At 40.3% G+C, this 26,609-nt stretch carries 21 protein-coding genes; 3 read left to right on the top strand and 18 right to left on the bottom strand.

The window, feature by feature from the left end; all coding sequences use genetic code 11:
- Window positions 1-7: 7 nt before the first annotated feature.
- The 16 genes from ACIQYG_RS19240 to ACIQYG_RS19165 all read right to left on the bottom strand — a co-directional run bounded on the left by ACIQYG_RS19240 (window position 8) and on the right by ACIQYG_RS19165 (window position 21,183).
- Window positions 8-568, bottom strand: a complete 561-nt coding sequence (locus tag ACIQYG_RS19240) for a 4Fe-4S dicluster domain-containing protein (protein WP_402841081.1) — start codon at window positions 566-568, stop codon at window positions 8-10.
- Window positions 569-2,740: a molybdopterin oxidoreductase family protein gene (locus ACIQYG_RS19235; RefSeq protein ID WP_402841079.1), complete on the bottom strand. Its 2,172-nt coding sequence runs from the start codon at window positions 2,738-2,740 to the stop codon at window positions 569-571.
- Window positions 2,727-3,809, bottom strand: a complete 1,083-nt coding sequence (locus ACIQYG_RS19230; RefSeq protein WP_402841076.1) for a hypothetical protein — start codon at window positions 3,807-3,809, stop codon at window positions 2,727-2,729. The genes ACIQYG_RS19235 and ACIQYG_RS19230 overlap by 14 nt, the downstream gene beginning before the upstream one ends.
- A gap of 447 nt (window positions 3,810-4,256) precedes the next feature.
- On the bottom strand, window positions 4,257-5,252 hold the full coding sequence (locus ACIQYG_RS19225) for a 5-oxoprolinase subunit C family protein (RefSeq protein ID WP_402841073.1): 996 nt from the start codon (window positions 5,250-5,252) through the stop codon (window positions 4,257-4,259).
- Complete coding sequence (gene pxpB, locus ACIQYG_RS19220) at window positions 5,249-6,007, bottom strand: 5-oxoprolinase subunit PxpB (RefSeq protein ID WP_402841071.1); 759 nt, start codon at window positions 6,005-6,007, stop codon at window positions 5,249-5,251. Before pxpB ends, ACIQYG_RS19225 begins: the two co-directional genes overlap by 4 nt.
- 22 nt (window positions 6,008-6,029) lie before the next feature.
- Window positions 6,030-6,821: a putative hydro-lyase gene (locus tag ACIQYG_RS19215; RefSeq protein WP_402841070.1), complete on the bottom strand. Its 792-nt coding sequence runs from the start codon at window positions 6,819-6,821 to the stop codon at window positions 6,030-6,032.
- Between the two features lie 88 nt (window positions 6,822-6,909).
- Window positions 6,910-8,049 carry an NRAMP family divalent metal transporter gene (locus tag ACIQYG_RS19210; protein WP_402841172.1) on the bottom strand — a complete coding sequence of 380 codons (1,140 nt, stop codon included), beginning with the start codon at window positions 8,047-8,049 and terminating at the stop codon, window positions 6,910-6,912.
- A 118-nt stretch (window positions 8,050-8,167) separates the two neighbouring features.
- On the bottom strand, window positions 8,168-8,926 hold the full coding sequence (pxpA, locus tag ACIQYG_RS19205; RefSeq protein WP_402841068.1) for a 5-oxoprolinase subunit PxpA: 759 nt from the start codon (window positions 8,924-8,926) through the stop codon (window positions 8,168-8,170).
- 254 nt (window positions 8,927-9,180) lie between these two features.
- Window positions 9,181-10,305: an N-methyl-L-tryptophan oxidase gene (gene solA, locus ACIQYG_RS19200; protein WP_402841066.1), complete on the bottom strand. Its 1,125-nt coding sequence runs from the start codon at window positions 10,303-10,305 to the stop codon at window positions 9,181-9,183.
- Between the two features lie 93 nt (window positions 10,306-10,398).
- On the bottom strand, window positions 10,399-11,958 hold the full coding sequence (gene hutH, locus ACIQYG_RS19195) for a histidine ammonia-lyase (protein WP_402841064.1): 1,560 nt from the start codon (window positions 11,956-11,958) through the stop codon (window positions 10,399-10,401).
- A gap of 82 nt (window positions 11,959-12,040) precedes the next feature.
- A complete protein-coding gene (locus tag ACIQYG_RS19190; protein WP_402841061.1) occupies window positions 12,041-13,426 on the bottom strand; it encodes an MFS transporter in 1,386 nt (461 codons plus the stop codon).
- A 299-nt stretch (window positions 13,427-13,725) separates the two neighbouring features.
- On the bottom strand, window positions 13,726-13,878 hold the full coding sequence (locus ACIQYG_RS19185; protein ID WP_402841059.1) for a hypothetical protein: 153 nt from the start codon (window positions 13,876-13,878) through the stop codon (window positions 13,726-13,728).
- Window positions 13,879-14,094: 216 nt separating this feature from the next.
- Window positions 14,095-15,393, bottom strand: a complete 1,299-nt coding sequence (gene hutI / locus ACIQYG_RS19180; protein WP_402841056.1) for an imidazolonepropionase — start codon at window positions 15,391-15,393, stop codon at window positions 14,095-14,097.
- On the bottom strand, window positions 15,390-17,066 hold the full coding sequence (hutU, locus tag ACIQYG_RS19175) for a urocanate hydratase (RefSeq protein ID WP_402841053.1): 1,677 nt from the start codon (window positions 17,064-17,066) through the stop codon (window positions 15,390-15,392). The genes hutI and hutU overlap by 4 nt, the downstream gene beginning before the upstream one ends.
- 1,031 nt (window positions 17,067-18,097) lie before the next feature.
- On the bottom strand, window positions 18,098-19,567 hold the full coding sequence (locus ACIQYG_RS19170; protein ID WP_402841051.1) for a helix-turn-helix transcriptional regulator: 1,470 nt from the start codon (window positions 19,565-19,567) through the stop codon (window positions 18,098-18,100).
- A 296-nt stretch (window positions 19,568-19,863) separates the two neighbouring features.
- Window positions 19,864-21,183: an MFS transporter gene (locus ACIQYG_RS19165; protein WP_402841048.1), complete on the bottom strand. Its 1,320-nt coding sequence runs from the start codon at window positions 21,181-21,183 to the stop codon at window positions 19,864-19,866.
- A gap of 456 nt (window positions 21,184-21,639) precedes the next feature.
- On the opposite strand from ACIQYG_RS19165, the gene ACIQYG_RS19160 reads away from it, so the two are divergent.
- The 3 genes from ACIQYG_RS19160 (at window position 21,640) to ACIQYG_RS19150 (ending at window position 24,409) form a co-directional block, all read left to right on the top strand.
- The gene (locus ACIQYG_RS19160; protein WP_402841045.1) at window positions 21,640-22,245 is read left to right on the top strand and encodes a TetR/AcrR family transcriptional regulator; all 606 of its coding nucleotides are present in this window, start codon (window positions 21,640-21,642) and stop codon (window positions 22,243-22,245) included.
- A 155-nt stretch (window positions 22,246-22,400) separates the two neighbouring features.
- Complete coding sequence (locus ACIQYG_RS19155; RefSeq protein ID WP_402841042.1) at window positions 22,401-23,843, top strand: FAD-binding protein; 1,443 nt, start codon at window positions 22,401-22,403, stop codon at window positions 23,841-23,843.
- The gene (locus ACIQYG_RS19150; protein ID WP_402841039.1) at window positions 23,840-24,409 is read left to right on the top strand and encodes an MFS transporter; all 570 of its coding nucleotides are present in this window, start codon (window positions 23,840-23,842) and stop codon (window positions 24,407-24,409) included. Before ACIQYG_RS19155 ends, ACIQYG_RS19150 begins: the two co-directional genes overlap by 4 nt.
- Before the next feature lie 250 nt (window positions 24,410-24,659).
- On the opposite strand, the gene ACIQYG_RS19145 is transcribed toward ACIQYG_RS19150, so the two are convergent.
- Window positions 24,660-25,544 carry a DMT family transporter gene (locus ACIQYG_RS19145; RefSeq protein WP_402841036.1) on the bottom strand — a complete coding sequence of 295 codons (885 nt, stop codon included), beginning with the start codon at window positions 25,542-25,544 and terminating at the stop codon, window positions 24,660-24,662.
- Complete coding sequence (locus tag ACIQYG_RS19140) at window positions 25,545-26,501, bottom strand: DMT family transporter (protein ID WP_402841033.1); 957 nt, start codon at window positions 26,499-26,501, stop codon at window positions 25,545-25,547.
- Between the last annotated feature and the right edge of the window lie 108 nt (window positions 26,502-26,609).

The following is a 26,609-nucleotide window of genomic DNA, read 5'->3' as shown; positions in this document are numbered from 1 at the left end:
ATCCCTCCTAAAATAGCTTCGTAATCCCCTGTAAAATTCCAGGCAAATTTACTTTAACGTTTGTTTCACCTTCAAGATACGGCATGCTAGTCACCCATTTTCCATTATCTAGATGAAATTGTTTTTTCTTATTTTCAATTTCTTCATCAGTTAGCCATTGAAGTGTATTAGACGGGCAAACACTTGAACACATTGGCGGGATACTGTCTTTTGTTCGGTCGATACATAAATCGCATTTGTACATTAAGTTTTGTTCTGTGTCAAACTTCGGTATTCCATATGGACAAGCAATCGTACAGTTTTGGCAGCCAATACATTTTTCAACGAGAGCGGATAATACGGCCCCTGTTTCATGGATTTGGATTGCCTGGGCCGGACAGCTTCTTGCACAGGCCGGATTCACACAATGAAGGCACATTAGAGGCATGGTTTGCCGATTAACCATAGGGTTTACATCGTAAACATAGTTCCTGTTCCGTTCTTCATGCCCTCCGCATTGTGTACATGCTGCAAGGCATGAACGGCATCCTATACAGTTTTCAAGTTCTAAGTACAGCCTCTTTTTCATTTATTGCACCTTCTTCTCCATTTCCACTTTTTCCAATTGAACCGCACAAACCTTAAACTCCGGCATACGGGACATTGGATCAAGCGCTGCAATGGTTAATAGATTGATAGATTGCTCGTGACCAAAATGGTATGGAACAAATACGGTATCATTACGAATTGCTTCTGTAATTTTCACTTTATAGGTTGCTTCGCCTCTTCGGGTAATTAGGCGGACACTTTCTTCATGTTCCATATTGTATTTTTTTGCTGTTTCCGGATGCACTTCGACGTATGGCTCCGGACACATATCACGCAAGAACTGGATTCTTCTCGTCTGGTTCCCGGATAAGTAATGGTAAACGACACGTCCAGTTGTTAAACGAAGCGGATATTTTTCATCTGGTTCTTCAGCAGGGGGACGGTAAGGAAGCGCACAAATTTTCGCTTTGCCGTCTGCGTGATAGAATTTTTTATCCAGGAACATATGCGGCGTTCCCTTATCATTTTCATCCTTACAAGGCCAAAATACCCCGTCCTGTTTATCGATTTTCTCCCATGTTGCACCGTAATAATCGGCATATCCACCTTTACTAGCCAGTCTGAATTCATCAGCAATGTCCTTTGCTGTTTTCAGGTAGGAAAAGTATTTTCCTCTTCCAAGACGTTCTGCAAGTTCTATTTGTATTTGCCAATCGGGCTTAGATTCACCGATTGGTTCTTGTGCTTTGTTTATCTTAATAATTCTTCCTTCAAGGTTTGTAACTGTTCCTTCATCTTCTGACCACGTTACAGACGGCAGGATCACATCCGCAAACTCTGCAGATTCAGAAAGATAGAAATCCGAACACAACATAAAATCCAGGTTTTTCATCGCACTTCTGACGAAATTCAGGTTCGGCGCAGATACTGCAGGATTAGAACATAGCAGATACAATCCGCGGATCGTTTTTTGTTCCATCAGTTCAAACATTTCATAAGCAGAAACACCCGGCTGAGGCATTTCCTCCGGAGTAATTTTCCAAACTTTACAAACTTCTTCAACATGTTTAGGGTTTGTAATTTTACGGTATCCTGGCAATAAATCCGCCTTCTGGCCATGTTCCCGTCCACCCTGTCCGTTTCCTTGACCAGTGAATGTGGCTACACCAGACTTCGGACGGCCTATCTTACCTGTTACAAGCGCCATGTTTGTATATCCAGATACATTGTCAACACCCTTATGCTGCTGTTCAATTCCACGGGCAAACATTACAACTGCATTCGGTGCTTTTCCATAAATATCTGCTGCCCGAACAATTTTTTCCGGTGCCACCCCTGTAAGCTCACTCGTATATTCCGGTGTAAATTCTCGTACAAGCTCTTTAGTTTCTTTAAATCCGTTTGTATGATTATTAATAAACTCTTCGTCAGCATAACCATTTTGAATTAATAAATGTAAGATTCCATTAGCAAGGGCAAGATCTGTTCCCGGTTTCAGGTCAAGGTGCACATCTGCTCTTCTCGCAACAGGCGTTTCGCGGGGATCCACAACAATAATGTAACCTCCTCTTTCTTGAACGCTCCAGACTCGGAACATGGAAGTTGGATGACATTCCGCTGTGTTGCTTCCTGCAATAAATAAGCAATCTGTTTCATGAATATCAGTCCAGGGTAATGTTGAACCTCTATCTACCCCAAAAGAACGAAGGAATCCCCCCGCCGCACTTGACATACAAAATCGCCCATTATAGTCAATGTAACGAGTCCCAAGGGCCACACGTGCAAATTTTCCTGTTAAATAGCATTTTTCATTTGTCATTGATACCCCGCTGAAAACGGATAATGAATCTTTTCCATATTTATCTTGAAGTTCCCTGAACTTTTTTGCGATTAAATCATACGCCTCATTCCAGCTTGCTTCCCGGAAGCCTTCCTTTGTTCCCTTTAATGAAGCATCGTCGCGAATGAGCGGTTTTAAAATACGATCAACATGATTTGTCTGCTGGTAAGCTGTAACCCCTTTTGGACACATTTTCCCAACGGTTACTGGCCAGTCATAACGGGGTTCAACCCCTATGATTTTATTCGTCACTGCATTTACCCTTAAATTCATTCCGCACTGCATTCCGCAATATGCACAATGGGTTTTGACCAATGTTTCATTAGGGTGCATCACGTTCTTTTCTTCTTTAAAAAACTTATCCCTTTGCATTCTGGTTTGCCTCCTTAACTTTTACCTCATGGATAGGAAACCCGGAAAATTGGGCAATCCGGTATTTTCTCCGACAAGGAAGACACATTTCAGCGAGATGGTACCCATCCTTCGTTTGAAATTCTATATCATTCTTACTGAGCACCTCTATGACATCTTTTGATTGTTCTGTTGAAACAAACTCATGGCCGCAAACTTTACAGCCTTTCATGGATTCTTCCGCATAATGTTCTCTGTAGTTTCTTGCAAAAACACTCAATGGGCGAAAAGGTATGTGTGCAAGCTTTCCAAACGGAAGATAAATCAATGTAATAATGACTGACCATTGGTGAATCAGTGACATAGCTGGCTGCCCTGCACCGTTCATGAAAATATTCATAAACGTTAGTGCCAATCCGGTACCGCTTACCAATAACAGCATGAATAATGGAAGGAAGTCATACATGAATTGTTGTTCTGCTCTTGCCTGCATATTTTTCAAGCGGCGGTAAAGAGCCATGCATACACCGGCAATCACCATCACTGCTGTAATGTTCAGTGCGTTATATGATAACTTCGCAATAAGCCCATTAGCTGGTACTGTCATTACTTGGATCCCCATTGCAATGATGTTGTAGTAACCGTTATCGTCCATTGTGAAGTACATCCATCCAAACACTAGAGGAAATGTAACGAAGCAGGAAAGAATGCATCCCCAGCCCATTAGAACGTGCTGAGTCCATCGGTAAATTCCCCTGTTCCAGATGAAATTATATGTTGCTAAATGGTCAACTGTAGTTTTAGGTGTTGATTTTCTAAATAGAATTCTGATTCCTTTCTTTATAAAAACCTTTGTTGGCGGCCTTTCTCCCCATGCGATAAACCTGTAAAAGAAACCCCCAATAAAAATAAAAGTTCCCACCATATAGCCATAAAGGTTTAAATCTACGTGTGTAAACATTCTCGTTCCAATAAACGATAAGAATACAAGTCCGCAAACTGCTAGAAACATAGACTTGGCAAAATGTGATGCAAAAGCATCATCAATCGATTTTCTTGTTTTTTGATTCGCTGCGACTTTTGCCTGCATTACTATTCCTCCTCATTACAAACAATTACCATACCCTAATTGTAAGATCTTTCCCGATTGTTCCATATCGGGGAACTTCCCTATCCTTTTGGAAAAATCCCCTTAACTTTTTCAAATAAACAGCAAATCAGATGTCAGAATGGTGATTACTCCCGAATTTCCATCATTCCGATTCATAACTTCTTAATTAGGAATGGGGTAATAATGTAAATAAGTACGTATGAGGTTGGTTAGGTTTCAAGGTTTCAAGATTTTTCTGGAGAAAAAAATGCATTTCAACTTCTCCTCTCTTCGAAATTGCAAACCGGGTCTAGCAAAAAAAGCATCTTTGAAAGACAGCATTGCATATAAGAGAAGAAAGGAAGCGTCTTTATTGTTTATTGAAACAAAAAAAGAAAGCACTCTATAAGAGTACTTTCTCATCGTTTGCTTTCTTTGCAGAAGCAATTATTTATCCAGCCATTTGTTCAAGGCCAATGAAATCGAAACTTGCAATTCCTTCAATTGCCGTTCTTTTTGAAGGAACAGCCGTTCAGCCTCCTTTAAATTCACCCGTGAGAACTGAATGGATTCTCCCGGTTTAACCTGAGCGATAATTGGTAAATCCGCCGTAATCACCTGAGCTATCTTAGGATATCCGCCCGTTGTTTGGCTATCTGAAAGGAGGATGATCGGATTTCCATCTGGAGGAACCTGAACGGACCCATTTGTGACCGCTTCGGATAATAACTCGCCATTATCCTTTAATTTCAGTGTAGGGCCCGATATTCTATATCCCATGCGGTCGGATTGATTGGAAACTTTAAATAATCCCGCTACAAAACTATCTTTACTTGAATCTGTGAAATATTCATATTGGCTTCCATCGATGAAACGGATGAGAGGTTTTCCCCCTGGCATGAACTCCTTCTCATTGACAAACCACTTTGGGAATGAAAATGAAATTTTGAACTTCCGATCACCAAGATTTTTCGAAGGTTCCTTAAACTCCAAGACATCATCAGCCTTTAATGCCCTCCCCATATAGCCGCCAATCCCAGCTCTTAGATATGTGCTTTTACTCTCCATAACTTCAGGAATAGCAAAGCCTCCCGCTACAGTTAAGTACGCCCTGCAACCTGATTTACACCCTTCAAATCGAAGAATCGATCCACTTTTCACAAGAATGGGCTTCCACATCGGTACAAACTTATTATCAAGTGTAGGTGATAAATTTCCACCTGTTATCGAAATCAGGCAATTTTTCTCTACTTTAACGGTCGGACCCATTAATGTAATTTCCAAGGCCGCTTCTCCTTCTTCATTGCCAACCAACATATTGGCAATTCGTAATGAATGTGCATCCATCGCCCCGCTTACAATAACCCCATGTTGCCGGAATCCTTTTCTTCCAAGATCCTGTATACTGGTCAATAATCCCGGTTTGATTACGCGCAGGCTCACTGTACCACCTCCTTAAGAATCATTTCTTTATATTCTTGATCCGTAATCGGATGGAACTTCACAATGTCCCCTGCTTGTAATAAACTTGGAGGATTACTATTTGGTAAAAATAGTTTGGTTGGCGTTTGTCCGATCAATTGCCATCCACCAGGCGTTGATATGGGATATACACCCGTTTGCATTCCGGCAATACCTACTGCCCCTGCCGGAATGGTCACTCGGGGAGAGGAACGCCTAGGTGTCGCGATGTTTTTTGACAGTCCGCCAAGAAACGGGAAACCCGGTGCGAACCCAATCATATAAGCCAAATACTCACCGGTTGAATGAATATGAATGACTTCATCCGTAGTCAAATCGTTATAGCGGGCAACATATTCCAAATCGGGTCCATATTCATTCCCATAGCACACGGGAATGGTAACCGTTCGATGTACTAGTTTCTTATCTTCTTTTATATCCTGTAATTTCATTTCCAAGATGGATTGGACCACTTCAAAGGGAGAAATGGTTTCACTACCATAGCTTTTATTTTGATCCTTATAAATAACGAGTGGATCATAAAAAACCGTCAAATTAGTATAAGCCGGTACACATTCTATAAACCCTGCAAAAGGTTCATCTTCGAGCAAATCCTTTAACAACTTTATTTTTTTGTGAACGCTGTATTCCATTCCATTCCCGAATGTTATCACGATTGCGGAATCGCCCAATGGAGAAAGTGTACATGCAGTTTTTTTCAAAAGCTTTTCCGGCATAGGAATCATCTCTTTCTGTCAGTTATAAAACTCCTAATTTTTCATCACGAATGTCCGTTATGAACATATGTCCAGGTGCATGCGTGATCATGATCTCCGGTTTAGTCTCCATGGCAATGGATTGGGGTGTTACACCACATGCCCAAAATACTGGGACTTCCCCTTCACGAATCGTTACTGGATCACCAAAATCCGGATGCTGAATGCTGGAAACACCGATCGCTTCAGGGTCTCCAATATGAATCGGAGCGCCATGAACGGCCGGAAACCGCGATGTCACTTGAGCTGCCCTCACCACATCCTTTTGTGGAATCGGCCTCATGCTAGCCACCATTTTCCCATGAAAAATCCCTGCTTCAATACAAGGGATATTGGTTTTATACATAGGTACATTGCATCCCTCTTCAATATGACGAATCGAAATATCATTACTCAAGAGGGCGTGTTCGAATGTAAAGCTGCACCCAATTAAAAATCCAACCATATCGTCTTCCCAGTAGTTTGAAATATCCGTTACTTCTTCCACTAATTCTCCATTTTTATATACCCTATATTTCGGAATATCGGTGCGTATATCCCCCGAATTTGCTGCAAATGCGGGAATGGGTGAACCAATTTCCGTAACATCTAGCAATGGACAGGATTTAGGGTTACGCTGACAGAATAATAAGAAATCAAAAGCATGCTCTTTTTTTAAGATGGCTAAGTTCGCTTGTGCATAACCGTTAGCCATGCCAGCGGTCGGTTTTATCAATTCATTTTTTCGAATCATTGAACGCAACTCAGCCGGGGTAGCTTGAGAAAGGTCGATCATTAGTATTCATCTCCTATTGCGAATTGGCAGCCAGTGACAAACTGATGCCACGCCCACTTTTATTTATTGGATTTTCATTCATTAATCATTAAAAAAGTGCGGGCAGTTGTTTCATTAATGTATATACGCCCATCAACGCCATGATGACTACCACGAATACACCGGAAATCGTTAACCATAAAGGATGCTTATAATCACCCACGATGTTTTTCTTATATGCGGCAATAAGCAATGTTCCAAGGGCAATTGGTAATATCAGTCCATTAATGGCCCCAACTACAAGCAGTACTTTAACCGGTTGACCGATCAATAGAAAGCAGATGGTCGATACGACTATAAAGCCAATGATTATCCAGTTAGCCTTATTATTTATCTTTTCGCTGAAAGTTCTGATAAATGAAACCGAAGTATATGCAGCTCCAACAACAGACGTGATAGCTGCTGCCCACATGACAATACCGAAGATTTTATATCCTATATTACCCGCAGCGAGTTGAAAAACGGATGCTGCAGGGTTATCCGGATCAATTTGCAAACCTTTCGATACAACACCCAGTACTGCTAGAAATAACGCAACACGCATGACCGTCGTTATCAGTATCCCCATTACCGAGCTCTTCGTGACTTGTGGCAATGAGTCAACGCCCTTCACTCCTGCATCCAATAGTCGATGGCCACCCGCAAAAGTAATGTAGCCGCCTACAGATCCACCCACTAATGTAACGATGGCGATAATATCGATTTTATCAGGCACAAAGGTCTTCACTGCCGCTTCCCCTACAGGAGGAGAGGTTGTCCAAGCAACGTAAATCATCAAACAAATCATGAAAAATCCGGCGATTTGCGTAAAACGGTCCATCGCTTTTCCTGCTTCTTTCACTACAAAAATCAGTACGGCGATGACTGCGCTTATTGCGGCTCCAGTAGTTGGGGATATTCCCGTCATCGCATTTAAACCTAATCCGGCTCCTGCGATATTTCCAATATTAAATGCCAGCCCGCCCATGACGATTAGTGCTGCCAGTACATAACCCAGTCCAGGAAGGACCATGTTTGCAATCTCTTGACCCCTTTTTTCGGATACAGCAATAATGCGCCATACATTTGTTTGGGCAAATATATCAAGAATGACCGAAATAAGTATAACGAAACCGAAACTTGCCGCAAGACTTTGGGTATAAACGGTCGTTTGCATTAAAAAACCTGGTCCTATTGCCGATGTTGCCATTAGGAATGCTGCACCTAACAATAAAGTGCGGTTCGTTTTTGGCTTAGTCAAATTCTTTTTCTGTACTGTTGTATTTTTGATTGGCTCCAATGGAATCTGCCTCCTGAGTTTAGTTTTTTCAAGAAAAGGACTTGACTGTTATTTCAGATAATTGCAAAGATTCCTTGACATGCCGTGCAAAGGATAAAGCATGTGCCCCGTCTCCGTGAATACAAATGGTATCCGCTTTTAAAGCCACATCTGAGCCTTGTTGGGACAGTACCTTCCCTTCCTTCACCATGCGAATGACTTGGGCAACGGCATCATCATCGTTTTCGATCAATGCATCCTTTTCCAATCGGGAAGTCAATGAACCATCATGTTGGTAGGTACGATCGGCAAATACTTCACTCCCGGTTTGCAATCCGATAGCCTGTCCGGCACGTATTAATTCACTGCCCGACAAACCAAATAAGATAAGCTCGGGATTCACTTTATATACCGCTTCGGCAATGGCCATGGATAACTCTTTGTTCTTTGCGGCCATATTGTACAATGCCCCATGCGGTTTCACATGCTGCATACTTCCGCCTTCGGCTTGCAGAAAGCCATTTAATGCACCAATTTGATAGACGACAATATCATAAGCTTCTTGTGGTGAAATATTCATATTGCGTCTGCCAAATCCTATTAAATCCTGTAAACCTGGGTGGGCTCCGATTTTTACATCTTTCCCCAAAGCAAGCTGAACCGTTTTTCTCATGACTGTCGGATCACCAGCGTGGAATCCACAAGCTACATTGACAGATGTTACATAATTTAAAATCTCTTGATCATTACCAATCCGGTAAGCACCAAAACTTTCCCCTAAATCACAATTCAAATCAACCGTGTTCATACTACCCTCTCCTTTAATAACGGAAATTTCAGTAAATAATATGTAAGTGATCTTTCAATCACTCAAATGTATAAGTTCCGAAATTCGGTATTATAGTTTCATATTTCGGAATATTCTAATTCTAGCATATTTTAATTATTTCGACAATATCTTGTTAGAAAACCTAACATTGCAGTTTGATACAAAAAAGCCGTTGTTTCCTTTGAAAGGAAGCAACGGCCATGATTACAGCTTAAAGTTTGGAGTATATTAATTCAAAATCGGTTAATTGAAAACAATGAAATATCTTCCTTGCTCGTACCGGAGATAATCAAGTCACTCAAAATTTCTCCCATGACACTGCTGAATTTAAACCCGTGTCCAGAGAAACCTGCTGCTATAGCAATATGTGGATAATAAGGATGTTTATCCACTATAAAATGCTCATCAGGGGTCATGGTGTAGATGCAAGTTTTCCCATATTTCATTTTTTGATCAGCAGGCATATATTGCCCTAAAAACCTCATTAAATCTCCCTCATCTTCATCCAATTCACCAAAACCTTCAATACAGCCATCAGGATTTATCCGTTTTCCTCCATCATGTCTCCCTATTTTCAGTCCAGAACCATTTATACTAGGAAAGCCATAGTAAGTACCATCTGAAGTATCAAAAGTAAAAGCCGGAAAATCATTATGATTATATAATTTCTCATTTGCATGAAACCAGGCAAATGTTTTTCTGATGGGTTCCAGCGGCAGATTTAAATCTAACATCGCCAATATTTTCGGTGCCCACGCCCCAACTGCAACCACTAAAGATTCTGAGTGGAATATCTCTTCATCCGTTTTAATCGTGACCCCATTGCTATGAGCAACTATCTTCCTTACTTCACTGTTTACAATGATGTCGGCACCATGGGATTTCGTAAGTTGTTGATACGCCCTTAAGCACTCTTCACTTTTCAACACGCCCGAAGTCGATTCATAGCACCCAATGTAGTCTTCTGGCAGTGTCATCCCTGGCCACCTATCATGAATTTCATGGTAATCCAATATTTTCATAGGTAAACCATATTCCTTTGAACCTGCTATCACTTGTTTAATGAAAGTGGAATTTTGGCTTCCAGCATTCAGGACCCCCGTTGGGAGAAATAATTGTTGTCCCGAATTTCTTTCCAATTCACCCCAAAGCTTTTGGGATTTAAGTGCCAAAGAAATATACTCCCTGCCTTCACCATAAGCATGCCTAATAATTCTTGTTTCCCCGTGATGGCTGCCCTTATTATGAGGAGGAGCAAAGGAATCCAATAATAATACTTTTTGTCCATTCTTTGATAGATAGTAACCTGAAGACATTCCCATAGATCCAGCTCCAATAACAATTACATCATAGTGCATCTTACATCCTCCTCTTTTAAATATGATCCTTCATTTTAAAAAAAGGAAGCCATTTTACCTTATAAAATAAAGTAAAACAGCTTCCACCTGGTTTTAGAACTCTATTTTCCCGATCGCCATTTCAACGTGCTTCACTATTTCCCCTTCATGAATTTGCCTATAAATCGCTTCAATGTCAGGATGAAAAAAGCGATCTTCTCCAACCATCGGGACTTCACTCCGAACTAAATGATACACCCCCTCCGTAACCGGTGACGGTTTCAAAGGTAGATGAAAATCCATTGCTTGCGTTGCCGTCATCAGTTCGATGGCTAAAATATATTCAAGTTTCTTCGAAATCCGATATGCTTTCCTCGAAGCAAAATAGGCAAAGCTTATCACATCTTCTTGATTTGCACATGTAGGGATATTGTCTATTGTGGCTGGATGCGAGAGCACCCTGATTTCATTTAATAGCCCGGCAGCTGTATATTGTGGAATCATGTAGCCACTATTTAAACCTGGATTGACCACTAAGAAATTAGGTAATTCACTAAGGTAATGGTTTACAAGGCGATCTATTCTGCGTTCTGTTATTTTTGCTAAGTTTGCTAACGCTATGGATATCGCATCTGCATAAATCCCAACAAATGAACCATCAAAATTCCCAGCCATCAGGCCTATTCCATCTTCCTCTTCCGGAAAAATCAGAGGATTGTCACTCACTGAGTTCATTTCATTCTCGATTGATACAGCAGCGTCTTTCAATACTCTTTTTATGGCTCCATGTACTTGTGGAATGCATCGTAAGCTAAGTGCATCTTGTAGTCTATATTCCTTGTATGTATCAATGATTTGGCTGCCTTCAAGAACCCTTGATACATTTCTGGCTGTCTTAGCCTGTTCCTCATGTTTTTTCAATGCGTGGGGACGGGGATCAAATGCTTTTATTGTACCTTTTAGCACTTCTAAGGACATAGCTCCCGTAATGTCCGCGGTTTTAGCCGCCTGCATGCTATTGTATAAAGCCAGGACAGCCATCGCAGTGACGGAAGTAGTCCCGCTTGTAAGTGCCAATCCTTCTTTGGCACCCAACGTAACAGGTGCTAATCCCGCTTTCTCTAAAGCTTCCATGCCAGGTATGAGGTCATCTTTATACCATGCCTTCCCCTCACCAATCACCACTAGGGCCATGTGAGCTTCAGGAGAAAGATACCCCACTGACCCATCACCTGGAACAAACGGAATGATATCGTGATTTAATAGTGAAGCAATTAGATTTAATACTTGTAAACGAACTCCTGAATATCCTTGGCCTAAATTCACTAGTATCATCAATTGAATGGCCCTTACGACTTCTTTTTCAAGAGTTTCCCCAACAGAAACGGCATGTGAACGAACAATATTACGTTGAAGGGTTTCTGCGTCCTGTGGAGAAATCACCTCCGTCATATTACTGCCAAAACCCGTAGTTACACCGTAAATCAATCGATTTTCATCTAAAAACTTGTCTATTAAGCTACGTGATTTATCCACCCTATCACAATATGTTTGTGTAAAGGAAACCATCGCCCCATATCTTGCAACCGCAATTACCTCTTCGATCGAGATTGCACCATCACCTAGTACAACCTCTTTAATATCCTTCGGTTGTAAACAATCGGTAGTTGTCACCCTTATACATCTCCTCTCATATGACTTATCAGGAAGGAGAAAAAAGTTTTGGTCCTTCTCATTTATTTGCTGGAAGTTAATCTTATGTTATTTTTTCATTTTCTGTAAAGGGAATAGCAGTTCCCTTCAGAGAATTCTCCGCTTCTAGCAAAGGGTCACTTGCTTCATGTAATGAAAGATTCTTCGTTTCTGGTGCCCAAGCGATCGATACGATCAAGCCGACCAGCAGAATGGCTGCCATTCCTGCCATTGAGGCACTTAATCCAAATGAGCTTAAAGAAACAGGCAGCAGAAATGTTCCAATTGCCGAACCGATCCGACTAATTGCCGTAACCATACCTATTCCCGAGCCACGTATCTCAGTTGGAAAAAGCTCTGCTGGGTATACTAATGTTAGGTTCGATGCTGCTGACATGAAAAAAGTAAAGATCAAGAATGCCAACAACATTAAGAATTGAGAACCATTGTGTAAGAAGCTGAGTGAGAACAATGAAATAGTAAGGATCGTGAAAGCCCCGATGGTAAATCCTCTACGAGAAAATTTTGCAAGCAGCCAAAGACCAATAATTGCCCCAACAAGCAAAAATAGATTTAACATTGTATCGGCAAAAAAGTTTTGTTCAAAACCCATTGTACTAAGTATGGAAGGCAGGAAAGTGTAAATTGCAAAGTACGGAATAACAAGAGTTAATTTGAATATTCCACCAAAAGCCAAACGCTTACGAAGCCTTTTACTGAAAAGCCCACGGAATCCCAGAGTCTTTTGATTTTCTGCGCCAGCCGCCATTTCTCCCATTTCAACGTTCGATCCAAGGTGTTTTTTTACAATTTGGCGAGCTTCTTCGACACGCCCCATGCTGACAAGCCACCTTGGTGATTCAGGCGTTCCTATTCTCAAGATTAAAACCACTATAGCCGGAATGGCAGCGCTGACAAGCATCCAACGCCATGAGTCTGAACCAACCTGACCCAGGTAATGACCAACAAAGTTTGATGCAACATATCCAAGCGTCCATACTACGTTTATAGACGCTAGGAGCGAGGAGCGATACTTTTTTGGTGAAAACTCGGCAAGCAAAGTCGTACCGACAGCGTAATCTCCTCCAAGTCCAAATCCAATCAGCAACCGTAAAATAAAAAGCTCTTCTGGGCTGCTAACAAAAAATTGTAAAATAGTAGCTACCGTGATAAGTAAAAAGTTTACAAGAAAGATTTTCTGTCTACCTACACGGTCAGAAAGTCTGCCAAGTATTAAAGATCCCGCAAACAGACCGATTAAAGCAGAGCTCCCGATCAGCCCTGTCCACAATGAATTCATATTCATTTGAGGCCCGAATACTGTCAGGGCCATCGCAATGATCCCTAGAGAATAACCATCACAAAAGCTGGAGCCGAATGTAAGTCCTGCAATCCGAAAATGAAACCTATTAAATGGGGCATCGTCAATAGTGAATTTTTGTTCGTTCAAGGAATCCCCTCCATATTTTGATTCATCAGATATATTGATTCAAAAAAACACTAAAACTATAACTCTCTGTTAGTCAGGCAGAAATTAAATAAAACAGATTTCAGTATTCACAAAATAATATTTTACTGACCTTACCAAACATGCACGTTTGTAATTTTGAACTTAAGTTATTTTTCATTAGGACTAATACGATAATGAAAAACAGCTATGAATATTATAAAATAATAACCTTTTTATAATTTATATCAATTCAATCTACATTTTAATCTCTATTTAAATTATAATCCATCCGCTTAATTTTAAGATTCAACTAACCATAAATCATTGAAATAAATGACTTCACTAAGGATTTTACACCCTTCCATTACCTCGAATTTATCCCGTGCTTCTTTTTCAGTGCTAAACTCAAACATTTTTATGCCATTTTTCGAATGGATAGTGATTATCCACATAAAATTCCCTCCACATGGAAGATTTATTCCTTAAAACACTTTCATTTAATTTCACTGTAAAGCAGTAAAGTGTTTAACGCTGAAAAGTGGTAGGATGATAAACCACCATCCTACGATTGGGCACCATTACATTTGCTAATACTTCCAAAAGCCCATTACATCCCCTGAATTTTTCAGCGGATGGAATGGGTGGACATTGATTGAGATTACTGATTTTTAAAGGCCAGTCAGGCTTTTGGAATCAGACTTCACTTTATCATTCACAACTTGCACACCATTTTTCCATACAGTCTTAACATGGTTAACCCCAAATAAATACTGCAATTCCTGATAGTTTTCTACATTCCATAAAACGACATCCGCTTGTTTTCCCACTTCAAGCGAGCCTACCTTTTCTTGTCTGTTGATTGCACAAGCAGCATTGTATGTTGCCGCGGTAAGCGCTTCAGCAGGGGTCAGCCGCATCGAGATGCATGCCAGGTTCATGACAAGCGGCATGGAAGTCGTCGGTGAGGATCCGGGATTGCAATCGGTCGAAATGGCAACAGCTACACCTTCATCAACCATTCGGCGTCCTGGGGCGGCATCTTCTCTTAAATACAAAGCTGTGGCTGGAAGCAAGCAGGCAATGGTTCCTGACTTAGCCATGGCTTGAATTCCCTCTTCGGAAGCCTTTAATAAATGCTCAGCTGATATAGCCCCTATTTTGGAGGCAAGTTCCGCTCCCCCGTAAGGCTCAATTTCATCAGCATGTATTTTAGGGATCAAGCCGTACTTTTTCCCCGCCTTTAAAATCCGCTCTGATTGTTCAGGGGTAAAAACCCCTTTTTCACAAAAAACATCATTGAATTCAGCAAGCTTTTCTTCAGCGACGATTGGAAGCATATCATTAATCAGATGATCGACAAATTCATCCTCACGGCCTTTATAATCCTTTGGAACCGCATGTGCTCCCATAAAAGTAGGAACTAGATCAATCGGATGTTCTTCCTGTAACTTCTTCATCACCCGCAACTGCTTCAATTCGGTTTCCAAATTCATTCCGTAACCGCTTTTACCTTCTACTGTAGTCACGCCATGAGCGAGAAACGAATCAAGGCGTCGGATGGTTTGTTCCATCAACTCTTCTTCACTTGCTTCCCTTGTCATGCGGGTGGTTGCATGAATGCCCCCACCTGCGTTCATGATGTCCATATATGTTGCACCTTCTAGACGCATTTCGAATTCACGCTCACGGCTTCCACCATATACAACATGCGTATGGGGATCAACAAGCCCTGGTGTCACCAAATGGCCAGAAGCATCGAAAACTTCAGCTTCATGCATTCTATCAGCATAGAGTTTTTCCAATTCCTTGGTTGTCCCGACAGCTTGGATCAACCCAGATTCCATCCATATACTTCCATCCTCTATCAAACCAAGCTCTGACATTCCCTCTTTGGAACGCGGGCCTTTCCTTTCAGAGGTAAGGGTAGCAAGTTGAGTGGCATGTTTTATCCAAATCGGCTTTGTCATTGTTTATCAATTCCTTTATCAAGCATTGGGATATTAATACCTCTTTCACGGGCTGTTTCCTCTGCAAGTTCATATCCTGCATCAACATGGCGCACAACGCCCATCCCAGGGTCCGTTGTCAGCACTCGCTCAATCCTGGCTGCTGCTTCTTCGGTGCCGTCTGCCACAATTACAACGCCAGCATGCATTGAGTATCCCATTCCTACGCCACCGCCATGATGTACGGATACCCAGGTTGCGCCGCCCACTGCATTCACCATTGCATTTAAGATCGGCCAGTCAGCCACTACATCCGAACCATCCTTCATGGCTTCCGTTTCACGATTTGGCGAAGCGACAGATCCAGAATCCAAATGGTCACGTCCAATCACTATCGGGGCCTTCAATTCACCGCTTGCAACCATATCATTAAGGATTTTACCAAAACGGGCGCGCTCCCCATAACCCAGCCAGCAAATGCGGGAAGGAAGACCTTGGAACTGGATTTTATCTTGAGCCATTCTTATCCAGTTACATAAATGCTCATTATCAGCGAATTCACGTAAAATGGCTTGGTCTGTTTTATAAATGTCTTCAGGATCACCAGATAAAGCTACCCAGCGGAATGGACCTTTTCCTTCACAAAATTGCGGGCGGATATATGCTGGAACGAAGCCAGGGAAGTCAAAAGCATTTTCTACACCTTCATCTTTCGCAACTTGACGGATATTATTGCCATAATCAAACGTCACGGCTCCTTTTTCCATCATTTCAAGCATTGCTCTTACATGTTTGGCCATTGAAGCTTTAGAGAGTTTAATATACTCTTCCGGATTCGAATTCCTTAATTCTGCCGCCTCCACCATTGACATACCTGAAGGTGTATATCCGTTAAGCGGATCATGGGCGGAAGTCTGATCCGTCAAGACATCCGGAATGAAGTTCCTTGCAATCATTTCTGGAAGAATATCTGAAGCATTCCCAATCAAACCAATCGATAATGCTTTTCCTGCAAGTTTAGCTTCTTTGGCTAAACGAATGGCTTCATCCAAAGAATCCGTTTTCACATCGGTATAACGAGTCTCGATTCTCCGGTCAATTCTTGTTTCATCAACATCGATTCCGATACAGACCCCACCGTTCATTGTAACTGCCAGTGGCTGTGCCCCACCCATGCCTCCTAGACCTGCAGTAAGAGTGATTGTGCCTTTCAACGAGTTATTGAAATGTTGTTTAGCAAGCTCGGCAAATGTCTCGTAAGTACCCTGTACAATTCCTTGAGAACCAATATATATCCAGCTGCCGGCTGTCATTTGCCCATACATCATCAATCCCTTTTTATCAAGTTCATGGAATGTTTCCCAGTTCGCATATGCCGGGACGATATTTGAATTGGCAATCAGGACACGGGGTGCATCCGTATGCGTTTTAAAAATTGCCACCGGTTTCCCTGATTGGACAAGTAATGTTTCATCTTCTTCAAGCTCTTTTAGTGATTTGACGATTGCATCAAAGCATTCCCAGTTACGTGCTGCTTTCCCAATCCCTCCGTATACCACCAAATCTTCTGGACGTTCGGCGACTTCAGGATCCAAATTATTCATCAGCATTCTAAGCACTGCCTCTTGTTGCCAACCCTTCGTATTCAAATCGGTGCCTCTATAGCGTGTAACCTTGTTTGTAATCGTGTTCATTTCTCATTTCCCCCTTGTTTTTGTTATATTTTCATTCTATAAGAAAAATTCAGAATAAATAGTTATAATTTAATGATAATTTTATAATTTGTTTCAACCTTTTGTAGTTAACTTTATTTTTTTATAAACTATTTCATCAATTACATTGTTTTGAAATAAATAAAAAAGGACGATTCACTTTTACTGAATCGTCCTTTCAATTGTTCGAGGAAGTGTATAGGGTAAAAGGGCTGGTGATTTGTAAGCTGCATCTGAGGCAACGGCTTAAGAAGGCTTTCCACTTTCTCAATTACTTGTTCAACCAGAGGCTACACTGGCTTTCACATTTTGAGGAATGTACCAATATATGCTCTGCACTTATCAGTACTATTTCAGAACCTTTCATAAAAAGGCTATAAAAAATCTGTTCAAACAGGTCAGAATCTTTATAGCGTCGCTCATAAATTTTCCCGAACGTAGAGGATTGAGGCACTTTATCATGGAAATCTTAACCTGAAGGCATTGGTAGGCCATGTTGATTTTTACTTCTTAAATCGTTTTACGCATGGTACGATTACCGAAGGTATATTGAATGAATGTCCGTTTGATTAAAATAATACGCCTTATACTTGCGAGTCCTACCACTGAAAACAAATCTTTCATAAGTCATGAATGAATGAGAAATCCATTGCTGCCTCCCCCTTTCCAAATGATGCTTTGACACCAGTTAATCTAAAGTAATCATTTCAAGTTGATCCCGCTGAATAGAATCATGTTTTTAAAGGATCATTATCACCTCAAGTTATTTTCCTATAAAAAACAAAAAGACTGTAAGCAAAAGGAGTTCTATCTTAAACAAAGTTGATGGGAACGGAAGGTACGAGACTCCTTCGGGAAAAGCGTGTCCAAGGGAGACCCCGCGGGCGCGATGCCGAGGAGGCTCCCGGACCGCCCGCGTAAAGCGAGTGCCTGGAGTGGAAATCAACGGTCAAATTCAATATCCGAGTTTGTCTGCAGTCTAAAGGACGATTCAATAAATGAATCGTCCTTTTTTATAAGCCAGACCGATATGCTGATGGTGTACAGGCTTCAAGCAATTTGAATTTGGCATTGAAATAGGTTTGATGTGAATAGCCGGCCAATTGTGAGATTTCCTCCAATGATAAATCCGTTTCCTTTAATAAACGTTTAGCTTCCCTAATTCGAACTTGATGCAGCGTATTTCGAAAAGACTCGCCGGATTCAGCGGCAAAACGACGGCTGAGTGTACTTTTATTGATTCGCAGAGTATCCGCACAACTCGCTAGATTCCACTGGGCGTCCCAATAGTTGGACTCGATCAGCTCCCTTGCCTTTTCGCTAATTGTGCGTGCCCCTTCCTGTAATTGTCCATGATCCTGCAGAAGCATATGGGTGGTGAACGCATGCAGCTCTTTCACTATTTGATGAATGACAGGTTTATGTACAATTTGCTGAAATACATCATAGTAAATGGCTTCCAGGGAAGCATTTTGCAAGTTGTATGATTTCATATGCCTTCGAATCTGTGCAAGTACGCTTGTAAGGCGGATACGAACGATTTCCGGGTCGGGGTATGGCCGTTCGAAGGTGAGGAATTCACGTTCAATCCAGTTCCTGATGGCCTTCGCATCACGTCGTTCGAGCATTTCTATCCATAGTCTTTGTTCAAGAGGAGTGAGGAATGGATCCATCTCTCGAGGCGAAGTCTGTTGACTTTCGGCTAAAATGATATCATATCCATCGAAAAAGATTTGTCTCGTAAATTCACGTGTTTGCTGATACATCCTTTTTAAAGACTCATCTGAAGTTGCCGCCTTTATTATGATGGCAAGGGGCTCATCCATTCTTTCTTTCCAATGGGCAAGAAACGCTTGATATTCTTCCTTATATATCTCAATTTCCTTTGTTTCCTGGACACATAAAATAAAATCCGATAAAGCGAAGATTTGATTCTTCCCAGTAAAAGAATATCGTTGCAGTTCATCATAAACCAATGGAAGGGTCTTGTTATCAGGTGTCAAAAAAGCGACCATGGTTATTCGGCTTTCATGCTTCCGGTCCGTCAAGAAGAAATCTGGATACCCAATATCCAAAGCATTCTCATCATCCATGGTGTTAGACGAAAGAAGACCTGGACCATTTCTTAATTGAAAACGTAATTGTTGAATATGTTTTACCAAATCCGCGGAAGAAAAAGGACGGAATAAAACATCTTCAGCACGAAAACGTAAGGCTCGATAAGCCGTTTGAAAGATTCGCTCAGATGAAATCCCTAACCATCGAATTCCCCTCCGCTTTAACGAAACACCCATCGCCTCACTTTCATCCGTCCAAATATCCATATCCAAAATAACGAATTCAGGTTGCTGATTGCGCATGCCCTTTTCGAATTCTTCAATCGTTTTCCATAAAACCAGTCTAACTCCCGTTAGGTGGGACTCCACTATCCAACGAATTCCTTGAGCCTCAATCTCATCTTTTGCCACCAAATGAATTTCCACATCATCACCTCATTCCTGCTTTTATTCCTCTAATGAATAAATATGAAGTCAGCACTTTAAAAGAAAAGGAATCGATGATCTTTTCGAAAGCACTTTCATCTCATCTCCATTCTAATCCCGCCGAAAACTACAAACAAGTCTTATTGGGCAGAACCTGCGATTTTAGATTAAATTTTGACATGCTCAATTGATTGTGCTTCCTTTATGAAAATATAAAAAGAAACATCATGGAAACTCTGTGGCTTCCAATGATGTTTCTTTTTTATCACTTTTAATCTTCAACACATGTAGAACCGTTATAATCGATTAATATTGACTTCAACTTCTTTTACGATGTTTTCATCTGAAGCATCTGCCAATTTTAATGATAATAAGGTGATTACACCTATTACAAGTAATCCAGATAAAATAAACATACCTTGGGTAAATGCAACAGTTCCAAGAATCATCGGTCCTACAAAACCGCCTAAAGCCGCAAGTGAATTGACTATGGCTATCCCAACTGGTGCAGTGGTCTCAGTGAAGAAAAATGTCATATAGGCAAAGAAACATCCACTGAACCCGTATAAACCGAAAGAGGTAATCGTTAACATAAGCACCATCATAAAGACACTATCTGAAAAGCCGCAGCCGATAAATCCGACAACTGCTATCATGAGGCAGACGAGCAAGTGTGTTTTATGTGCATTGGTCCGATCTGAATTCCAGCCTGCAAACATAATGGCAGGTATACCGATTAATGATGGAATCATCGCTAACCAGCCTATTTCTAGATTGGTTGTTGCATTTTCCGATAAAGATTTAATGATGGTTGGCATCCAGAATGACAATCCATAGATAGATGTGTACCCTGCGAAATAAAAAAGGGCCAACTTCCAGATTTTCGCATCTTTCAGCATAGCAAGCTTTGTGACTTTATTCATTTTCGCGCTAACTTTCCTTTCCGCACTCAACTCCCCTTCCAACCAATCACTTTCTACCTTAGATAACCATTTAGCTTTAGTCGGTCTATTAGTTAAATAGAAAACAACAACAATTCCAATAATAATGGCCGGGATGCCTTCAAGGATGAACATCCATCTCCAGCCGGCCATACCGAACCAGGAAATATTGTCAAGAATCCACGTCGACACAGGCGCACCGATCAATCCGCCAATCGGCAGGGCTAAAAGCAAAACCGCTGTTGCCCGTCCTCTTTCGCGCGCCCTGAACCAATAAGTTAAATACAAAATTATACCAGGGAAAAAACCAGCTTCGGCGACACCTAATAAAAAACGGAGTATATATAAATGCATCGTTGTTTGCGCAAAACCTGTTAATATTACCACAAGACCCCATGAAATCATTATTCGGGCAATCCATATCCGAGCTCCCACTTTATGCATGATCATGTTGCTAGGAACTTCAAAGAAAAAATAACCTATAAAAAAAATGCCTGATAGCAATCCAAAAACTTCAGCGGATAAGGCTAATTCTGCATTCATTTGTAAAGCAGCATAGCCTAAATTGACCCTGTCCAAGTAAGCAATGATATAAAGGAGCAAGATAAATGGAAGAATGCGTTTCATCGTCTTACTGATCGTTCTTTTCTCTATTTCGCCACTGGCATGATTCATGATTATTTCCTCCCTTTTCATGCTGCTATTTCCCATAAAATAATCCGTTTACCGCACAATTCTTCTCCTGCTTCCCGACACTCTGGTTCATTCCTAGGACCATCAAGTTTATCCTGATACCACCTCCCTCCATTTACATATATTGAATCGAATCCAACAACATTATAAATGCAATCCATATACTCAGGGCTAAAGGGGAATAAAACTTTCTACAAGACAGTAACCGATTGTATAGGAATCCTTGAAAAACCTCCTATTTAAAATGAATTAACCTACCCCATACTTGATCCCAAAATATTGTAAGCGCTTTCTAAATGTGGGAAATGCAATTAAGAAAGCGTTGTGATTATTCATGATCTACGTTAGATTAAATAGACCACCAATCATTTAACTAGACTGTAGTCTGATATTAAACCATACAGGAATATTCTGTCAATTATCATTTGGAGGTTTTTTATGATTGAACCCAGAAAGAAACAGCTTAGGGGAGAAAAGACTCGTGAAAAAATTTTAAAAATATCATTAAAGCTATTTAGCGAAAAAGGTTATGATAAAGTTACCGTTGACGAGATCGTGAAAAAAAGCGGCACATCAAAAGGGTCATTTTACCAACACTTTTCAGCAAAATCGGACATTTTTTCAGTGAGATTCATAGAAGTCGATAATTACTATCGCGAAGTCTTCCGTTCGTTCCCAGTCGATATGGACGCCACAGAGAAATTGTTTATTTTCATACGGAAATTGATGCGTTTTCTGGAAGAAGAAATGGGCAAAGATTTAATGAAAGTGATTTACAGTTCCGCTTTAGATTCAAAAGAACATACTTACTTTTTAAATTCAAATCGCTCACTCTTCCAAATCATTCGTTCATTAATTGAAGAGGCGAAAGAACAAAACGACATTGACACTGACCAATCAGTTAACGAAATTTCACAACTTATCACCCAAAGCCTGATGGGAATCATCTATCATTGGGGATTAAACAACTCAGAACAAAGCTTGGAATCACTATCCATACCGCTAACCAAAACAATCATTAATGGGCTGAAAACCAAGAACTAGTACATAAATCAAAAGATTCATTTTCAAAAAATATGACATTTCATTCAAATTTAACCCCAATCTCACTGAATGGTCAGGGTAACTCCATTAATCTATAAAGTTCAGACTTTTTCTTTATTTCAATTAAGTTTCAGACAAATTAAACGAGGAGTCGAATGCCAGATATCATGAAACGATTTTTATTTATCACCCTATATGCACTATTATTTGGATTATCACTGCTTTCCTTTAATTTCAAGCTTGACCACCCTATTGCAGAAGATATCAGCCGGCTGATGCCAGTTAAAATGAAAGCGATAATGGCAGAAGATAGTGAAGAAGCAATCAAAAAGGTCGTTTTGGATGCCAAAAAAAACGATGATCCCATTTCCATTGCCGGAATGCAGCATAGCCAAGGAGGTCAGACATTATATCCAAACGGCATCCTGCTCGATATGAAGCACTATGATAAAATACTTGATTTGGATGTAAAAGAAAAACGCATAACGGTCCAAAGCGGAGCAACCTGGGCTGCTCTCCAGGAATATATCAACCCATATGGACTTGCGCTGAAGGTCAGTCAATCTCAAAACATTTTTACCATTGGCGGGTCTTTGAGCGTTAATGTCCATGGCCGCGATATCCGTCACCATGCCTTAATAGAAACCGTTGAATCTTTTAGGTTGCTTGACGCAAAAGGACAAATCCTTACAGTTAGCCGCGAAGAAAATTCGGAGCTCTTCCATACAGTTATCGGCGGGTATGGATTGTTTGGAGTCATACTTGATGTAACACTCAACCTTACCGATGACGAACTTTATACCATTAAAACTAAATCACTTCATTATGATGAATATACGTCGTACTTTAAAAGAGAAGTCCTTCAAAACGATGATGTTAAAATGCATCTTGCAAGAATATCCGTTGCTCCTGGCTCCTATTTGGATGAAATGTATGTAACGGATTATTATAGGGCAAATGAACAAACAAGGCTATCTGACTACAATACTCTCAAACGGGAAACGATCATTGCCGTGCCTAAATTCTTTCTTGGCCTCTCACGTTATAATGACTGGGGTAAAAAAAGGTTTTGGGAAACTCAAAAAACCTACACGGCCAATATTGATGGCAACTTGGTTTCGAGGAATAATGTGATGCGGTCGGATTCGGCATTCATGGATTACAGCAACCCCAACAAAACTGAAGTACTGCAAGAATACTTCGTTCCGATAGATCAATTTACTGATTATATCGATGACTTAAGAAGAACCTTATCTGATGAGGAAGATTTTAATTTATTAAATATCACAATTCGTTATGTGGAACATAATGATGAATCACTCATGTCATATGCCAAGGATGATATGTTCGCTTTAGTGATGCTCATCAATCAAGGGACAGGTGACGAAAGCAAGGAAAATACCGGAAGGGTCATCCGTAACATGATCGATATTACGCTTGACCATAACGGCAGCTACTATCTGCCCTATTATGGGTATCCAACCAAGACACAATTATTTGAAGCGTATCCGCGTTCGGAGGAATTCTTTCGATTAAAGAAGAAATATGATCCTGATAATCGCTTCATGAATCTTTTCTATGAGGAGTATCATCCATGAATTATAAACGTTTTGTTTTTTACCAAGGCACTGTTGGAATGGCTGCCAGCATGATTTTCCCCTTTTATATTTTGCTAATCAAAAATGTAGGCACCAGTTATACGCAATTCGGGTGGGCATATGGAATATTCTCATTGACTGCAGCACTTAGCTATCCTCTAATCGGAAAATTCACTGACAAAACAGGTGACAAAGCATTTCTCCTTATCTATTCATGGGGGATGGCACTTATCCTACTTGCCTTTCCTCTCGCATATGAAATTTGGCATGTCTATCTCCTGCAAATCATTATGGGGGTACTTGGGGCAGTACAAAAAAACACTGAAAAAACGGTACTGGCAAGATATGTTACGAAGAAAACAGCGGGTGAGGAAATCGGGAACTACCATGTTTGGACATCCGTCGGTGCGGCAGCTGCGGTGATTGCAACCGGATATTTAGTCGACTTTTTAACGATCGGCAGCATCTTTTACATTGCCTCCTTAATGTTTGCCTGGAGTGGATTTATTATAATGAAGATGGAGAAAAACACTTCACTATCTAATGCAGAAAAAATAAAAATATAAGTATTTATTACTGGTTAGCGCCAATAAATCAGTTACCCCTTTTAGTAGAAGAAGCATCTGCATTAACATCAGCAGATGCTTCTTCTACTATATAATCATTTGCGGATCAAAAAACAAAAAATGATCTTACAAAAAAAATATTAAACCTGCTGCCCTTTTCTCAATTTGGTTCCGTTAAATATACGAATACTAAAATTACTGGTTTATTAGTACAATTAAAGATGACTGAAAAAGCACATATAATAAAATACTACTTTCTTGTCAATTTGGTTATTATTTTTCCGTCTGAAAAAAATAATGATATCATAATTATACCCATGCCAACCAACTGATGAATAGACAACGCTTCATGTAAAAAGAAAAAGCCTAAAATCATTCCGATGACAGGCACTATATAATTACTATATGAAGTAAATAATGCGCCTTCTTGCCGAATCAGCCTATTAAATAATGCATAAACAACACCTGCATGGAAAATGCCTAAAATCGCTAAGTAGATAGATTGAGATCGTGCTAAATCCAATTTGAAAGATTGCTCAAACGATAGGGACATGGGAATGAGCAATGCACTGGCAATCAGTAATACATTTCTCATATGAATAACGGAAGATCCCTCGTTTAATTTCTCCATGAAAATCAATGATAATCCAAAACTCATGGCAGCCAATATCAATAGGATGTTACCCTGAACACTGTTAGAAAGGTCTTGGAATCCTTGTGTTGGCCAGGAAAGAAGGACAATACCTACAAATCCGAATAGGATACTTGTAATCTCCTGCTTTGTGCTTTTTCTTTTGAAAAATGCTAGTAAAAAGAGGATGGTAAAGACGGGAACCATTCCAATCAGCACCGCTGCGATACTGCTAGGCACCGATTTCTGGCCTTGTGCAATAAAGACGAATGGTAGCACAACCTCGAAAAAAGCAATGATTATATACCATTTATAATAACTCCTAGGTACTTTTCGCTCTTCTTTTGATAAAAAAAAACCAAAGAAGAGTAAACAGATACCGCCGATACATGCTTTGAGGGCTGACAATGTAATAACCCCAACATTTTCTATGACTAATGCAATAAAGAAGAATTGAGATCCCCATATACCACTAATCAAGAGTAACAACACATATTTATTCATTCACTTTACCTCCCTTTTCAGCAATGGATCGGCAAAAGTCTTACTATTATGCTTTGATTGAATTCCACCAAAATAATTCGTGCCGATTACCCCAGCAAGAATAATCATTGCACCTATTACATGATAATAATGAATCGATTCATGTAAGAAAATCACCCCTGCTATGATCGTAATCAATGTCGCTAAATTACTAAAAACGCTCATTTTAGATGCTGGTAAAATGGATAATGCATAGTTTGATAAAAAAGCAGTAAGCAGTGACGATAATACCCCAAGATATACGATTGAAATGAGGAATGCACTACTTGTGAAGGGTAATAAAAAGCTACTAATAGATTGGTTAATTATATGGTTGATGACGGCCATACTATTAAAAGCCACAAAACCAAAGAACGTCATCAGATAAGTTAACGTAAATAGTGAATATTGCTTTGTTACCTTCCTCGCTACCACATTATAGAGAGCGGCAGCAATCGAGGATAATAAGATCAGTATCGTTCCTTTCAAACTGTGAGCCGCAAGTTGCAAGTCATTCATGACAAAGATAAAGATAACTCCCATCACAGATAAATAAAGAAAAAATTTCTGACCTCTACCAGCGTGTTCTTTCAAAAATAATGAAGCTGATAATAACGTAAAAATTGGTATGGTCGCTTGGATAATACCCGCTTCTGAAGAAGAGGTATAAACGAGACCAAACACTTGTAATGTAAAGAATAAAATTGGATAAAGGAACACCAACGGAAGAATTTTCAAAGTATCCTTTGCACTCATTTTCACTGATGTCCTCCTATACAGCTTAAAAACTATCGCGATCAACAAAGCCATCGTAAATCGATGTGCCAATGTATCTAGCGGACTAGCTTCCATTAATGATATTTTTGTAAAGATAAATGAAAATCCAATAATAATGGCATATAGTATCGCCGCAAAATAGGCTTTTTTATTTTCTGGCATATTGAGTAATCCCCCTTTTCAACACCCGGCCGGTTGTAAGTATCGTATTAAAAGTTCCACTACGATACAATACAAATAAGTAGCATCTGTAACGGTACAGTTTTAGGA

This window comes from Peribacillus sp. NPDC096622 (genome assembly GCF_044762665.1).
In the GTDB taxonomy this organism is placed as follows: Bacteria; Bacillota; Bacilli; order Bacillales; family DSM-1321; genus Peribacillus; species Peribacillus frigoritolerans_B.
Note: the sequence above shows the minus strand (reverse complement) of the source record. Positions and strands in the feature narration are given on the sequence as shown.